The organism is Roseicyclus marinus, assembly GCF_030163795.1.
GTDB classification, from domain to species: domain Bacteria; phylum Pseudomonadota; class Alphaproteobacteria; order Rhodobacterales; family Rhodobacteraceae; genus Roseicyclus; species Roseicyclus marinus.
The window spans coordinates 1-4,800 of the sequence record NZ_JASJOF010000023.1 but is presented as its reverse complement, the minus strand read 5'-3'; the positions used below and the strand labels follow the sequence as shown (position 1 = coordinate 4,800).

Annotated in this window: 5 protein-coding genes; all 5 read left to right on the top strand. The window is 68.3% G+C overall.

Annotated elements, in window-relative coordinates; all coding sequences use genetic code 11:
* Positions 1-303: 303 nt before the first annotated feature.
* Entirely contained in the window at positions 304-1,767 is a 1,464-nt protein-coding gene (locus QQK63_RS17670; protein ID WP_277828709.1) for a UbiA family prenyltransferase, read from the top strand.
* Positions 1,764-2,195 (top strand): GtrA family protein, encoded by a 432-nt coding sequence (locus tag QQK63_RS17665; RefSeq protein WP_277828710.1) that lies wholly within the window; start codon positions 1,764-1,766, stop codon positions 2,193-2,195. The genes QQK63_RS17670 and QQK63_RS17665 overlap by 4 nt, the downstream gene beginning before the upstream one ends.
* Positions 2,192-3,511, top strand: coding sequence for an FAD-binding oxidoreductase (locus tag QQK63_RS17660; RefSeq protein WP_277828711.1), 1,320 nt, complete (start codon positions 2,192-2,194; stop codon positions 3,509-3,511). The genes QQK63_RS17665 and QQK63_RS17660 overlap by 4 nt, the downstream gene beginning before the upstream one ends.
* Positions 3,508-4,254 carry an SDR family oxidoreductase gene (locus QQK63_RS17655; RefSeq protein WP_277828712.1) on the top strand — a complete coding sequence of 249 codons (747 nt, stop codon included), beginning with the start codon at positions 3,508-3,510 and terminating at the stop codon, positions 4,252-4,254. Before QQK63_RS17660 ends, QQK63_RS17655 begins: the two co-directional genes overlap by 4 nt.
* A 135-nt stretch (positions 4,255-4,389) precedes the next feature.
* Positions 4,390-4,800 (top strand): hypothetical protein (locus QQK63_RS17650; RefSeq protein ID WP_284283260.1); only part of this gene is annotated, 411 nt, incomplete at its 3' end.

Sequence of the window (4,800 nt, the reverse complement as noted above, 5' to 3'; positions counted from 1 at the left end):
CGGCGGCGAGGCGCACGGCCTCGGTTTCGGCGTTGTCCGCCGGGGCGGCGGGCGTGGCTTGTTGCGCGGTGGCCATCGGCGCGACGGACAGGAGCAGGGCGGCGAAAAGAACGGGGGGCAGGAAGGCACGGGTCACGGGATCGGGCACGGCTGTCAGTCCTTGGCGGCGAGGGTACACGCCCGCAGCCTAGCGCGTGGCGCGCGAGCCTGTCGAGCGTCGAGACCGTCCAGAAAGCACTGGCAATAGTCATGGGGCTGGTGCAGGGTTCGAACGATTGAAAACGCAAGGGAATTCGACCGAGCGTGCGACCCGAACCGCGCCAGACAGGTCAAGGGACCGAGGATCGCGACCTGCCGGTGCTGGTCGTCGATCTGGACGGCACACTGTTGCGGTCGGACATGCTGCACGAGACCTTTTGGGACGTGATCGGGCGCGAGCCGCGCAGCCTGCCCGCGATCTTGTCGAGCCTGATGCAGGGGCGCGCGGCGCTGAAGGCCGCGCTGGCGGAGCGTACACGCCTCTTGCCCGCCACCCTGCCCTATGATGCGCGGGTGATCGCGAAGCTCACGGACTGGCGCGCGGCAGGCGGGCGGACGGCGCTGGTGACGGCGACGGACGAGAGATTGGCGCAGCGGATCGCGGACCATCTGGGCCTGTTCGACGAGGTGCATGGAACGACCGGAACGACCAACCTGAAGGGGGCGGAAAAGGCGCGGTTTCTTGCGGAACGCTATGGAAAAGCGGGCCATGTCTACATGGGCGACAGTGCCGCCGACCTGCCGGTCTGGGCAGGTGCGGCGCGAGCGATCAGCGTGAATGCGAGCCCTGCCGTGCGCGCCCGGCTGGAGGCGCAAGCGGCGGGCGAGGTCGAGCATCTGCCGCGCGACCCGGGCCGGGGGGCCGCGATCTGGCGCGCGGTCAGGCCGCATCAATGGGCCAAGAACGCGCTGGTTTTCGTGCCGATGATCGCGGACCTCGCCTTTGACCTGCCCACGTTGATGGCGGCGTTGGTGGCCTTTGTCGCGCTGAGCCTGACGGCATCGGCGGGATATGTGCTGAACGATCTGCTGGATCTGGCCGATGACCGCAGCCATCCGCGCAAAAGGATGCGCCCCTTTGCCTCGGGCGCGCTGTCCGCGTGGCTGGGGAGTGCGCTGTTTCCGGTGCTGTTGCTGGCGGGTTTGGCGGTGGCGGCGGTGCAGAATGCGCTGCTGTTGGGGGTTGTCGCGCTCTATTTCGGGGCGACCATGGCCTATTCGGTGCGGCTGAAGCGGCACAGCATCGTCGATATCTGCATGTTGGCGACGCTCTTCACGCTGAGGATCGTGGCGGGGGGTGTGGCCATCGGGGTGGATTTGTCGGTCTGGCTTTTGGCGGTGTCGATGTTCCTGTTTTTCTCGCTGGCGGCGATCAAGCGGTTGGCGGAGCTGACCGATCTGCAGGCGGCGGGGCGCGCGGTGTCGCGGCGCGGCTACCGGGTGGAGGATCGGAGCCTCTTGAGCCAGATGGCGGTCGCCTCGGGCTATCTCGCGGTGCTGGTGCTGGCGCTTTATATCGACGAGCCGGTGGTGCAGGAGAAATTCGGCGCGCCGTGGATGTTGTGGGGGGTGTGCCCGCTGCTTTTGTTCTGGATCAGCCGGATGGTTCTGGTGGCCGGGCGCGGCGAGATGCACGATGACCCGCTGGTCTGGGCGCTGGAGACGCGGACGAGCCGCAAGGTGATCGTGCTGATGGCGGTCTTCACTGTGCTGGCGGTGGTGTTGTGACCGGGCGGCCCAAGGGCGCGGCGCTGGTTTTGCGCTACGCGGGGTTCGCGGTGGTGGCGACGCTGGCCAATCTTGGCGCGCAGCGGCTGGTTCTGGCGGGTTTCGATACGGTCGAGGGATCGGCCCTGGTGCTGGCGATGGCGGTGGGCACGGGTGTGGGGCTGGTGGTGAAATACGCGCTCGACAAGCGGTGGATCTTTTACGACCGGACCACGGGCGCACGGGCGCAAGGCGCGCAATTCGCGCTTTATGCGGCCATGGGATTGGTGACGACCGCGATCTTTTGGGTGACGGAAACGGTGTTCTGGCTGGCTTGGGGCACGGATCTGGCGCGGGAGGCGGGCGCGGTTCTGGGCCTGTCGGTGGGCTATGTCACGAAATACCTGCTGGACCGGCGGTTCGTGTTCCGGGTGGAGGCTGCTGCATGACGCGGCTTTCGGGATGGGGGCGGTTCCGGCCCGTCGAGACGCGGGTCGCGAAAGCGCGGGGCGAGGCGGATGTAGCGGCGGCCTTGGCGGGTGGGCCGCTGATCGCGCGGGGCAATGGGCGGGCCTATGGTGACAGCGCGGTCAGCCCGGGGCTGACGCTCGACATGCGGGGGATGGACAGGATGCTGTCCTTTGACCCGGTGCGCGGCGTTCTGGTGGCGGAGGCCGGCGTGCTTTTGGCCGATGTGATCGCGGCCTTTTTGCCGAGGGGTTGGTTTCCCGCCGTCACGCCGGGGACGAAATTCGTGAGCCTTGGCGGGGCCATTGCGGCCGATGTCCATGGCAAGAACCACCATCTGGACGGCGGGTTCGGCGCCTTTGTCGATTGGGTGGAGGTGATGGGCGCGGATGGCAAGATCGCCCGTGCCGAAGCGGGATCGGACCTGTTTGACTGGACGGTCGGCGGGATGGGTCTGACCGGTGTGATCTTGCGGGCGCAGATCCGGCTGAGGCCGGTCGAGACGGGCTGGATCGTGCAGGACATGCGGGCGACGCAGACGCTGGCGGCCACGATCGACATGATGGAGGCGACGAATGATGCGCCCTATTCGGTGGCATGGCTCGATTGCGTGACGCAAGGCGCGATGATGGGCCGGGGGCTGGTGATGCTGGGCCGTCACGCGAGGCTGGAGGATCTGCCGCGCGAGAAGCGCCGCAAGCCCTTTGCCACGCCGAAAAAGCCCGTGCTGCGCCTGCCTGTTGATCTGCCGGCCGCCGCGCTCAACGGGGTGACGCGGCGTGTGTTCAATGCGGGCTATTATTGGAACGGACGCAGGAAGCCCGGGCCGCGGCTGGTGGATTGGGACAGCTATTTCTATCCGCTCGACGCGATCCTTGACTGGAACAGGGGCTATGGGCGGGCGGGGTTCGTGCAATTCCAATGCGCCCTGCCGCAAGAGGCGGCGAGACCCGGCATGGCGGCCCTGCTGGGTGCCATCGCGGCCTCGGGGGAGGCGTCGGTCCTGTCGGTGCTCAAGCGGTTCGGGGCGGAACGGGGGCGGTTTTCCTTTCCCATGGCGGGCTATACGCTGGCGCTGGATTTTCCCGCAAATGACCGGAGCCTGAAGCTGATGGAGAGACTGGACGCGATCACGCTCGACCACGGGGGGCGGTTCTATCTGGCCAAGGATGCGCGGATGCCGCGCGCGGTCATGGAGGCGGCAGATCCGCGCGTGGCGGCGTTCAGGGCAATGCGGGAGCGGAGCGGGGCGGCGGGGCTGTTTGTTTCCGCGCAATCCGAGAGGCTGGGCCTGTGAGCGGCGCGGTGAAGGGGCCGGTCCTGATCCTTGGTGCGGGGTCGGATATCGCGCGGGCCTGTGCGCGGGCCTTTGCCGCGCGGGGCTGCGCGATCCAGCTGGCCGCGCGCGATCCCGCGCGGCTGGAGGCGGACCGGGCCGATCTGGAAACGCGCTATGGCGTGGCGGTGAGCCTGCACGCGGTCGATGCGCTGGAGGTGGAGAGCCACGAGGATGTTGTGGCGCGCCTGCCGGACCTGCCGATGGTGGCGATCTGCGCCGTGGGGCTGATGGGCGATCAGGATGAGAACGCGGGCGACATGCGTCGCGCGGCACTTGTGTTCCGCTCGAATTTCGAGGGGCCGGCGAGCCTGCTGGGCGTTCTGGCCAACCGGATGGAGGCGCGGGGATCGGGCACGATCGTCGGCATATCTTCGGTCGCGGGGGAACGCGGGCGGGCGTCGAATTACATCTACGGCAGCGCCAAGGCGGGGTTCACCGCCTACCTGTCTGGGCTGCGCAACCGGTTGGCGGGGCGCGGCGTGCATGTGGTGACGGTGCTGCCCGGTTTCGTGGCGACGAAGATGACGGAGGGGATGGATCTGCCGGGGCCGCTTCTGGCGCAGCCCGACGAGGTCGGGCGCGCCATTCTTGCGGCGGTCGAAAAGGGCCGCGACGTGATCCATGTGCGGCGCATCTGGCGGCTGGTGATGGCGGTGATCAAGGCGATCCCGGAGGGGATCTTCAAGAAGACCTCGATCTGAGCGCCGCGGGCGACCGGGCGGTTTCGCGCCGGGGGCGACCCGATTTGCGCGGGTTTCCGCCAAGGCGGGGCCGCGTGGCTCAATGCTTGCAGGCGCTTTATTGTTAAATTCACCTTTTGCGCGTAGGCCGAGAGCATGAACGGGACAGTGATCGCCTCGGTGAAGGCGCAGATTGCGGGCCGGATCGGCCCCGTGTTGGACAGCCCCAATGCCGTGATCGCGGCGTTGGTCGTGTCGACCTGCGTGGCCGCCACGGCGGGCTATGTCGTGACCTCGCGCGCGATGGGATACCTGTTCGCGGCACCGACCGAGATGGCGATGACGGATTTGCCGGCCAGCCGGGCGGAGCGGCCCGCGCCGCGCGTGCGCCCGGCGCTGAGCCCCGCAGATCCGGCTGCCGTGGCATTGGGATTTGTCGACAGCCTGCCCGCCCGCGCGCTGCCGCCCCGGCTGGATGCCGCAGGGCTGGCGGAACGTCCGCCCCGTGTGACACCGGGGGCGGAAACCGCCCCAGCCGTGGTTGAGCCCGTGCGCATCGTCGCCGGA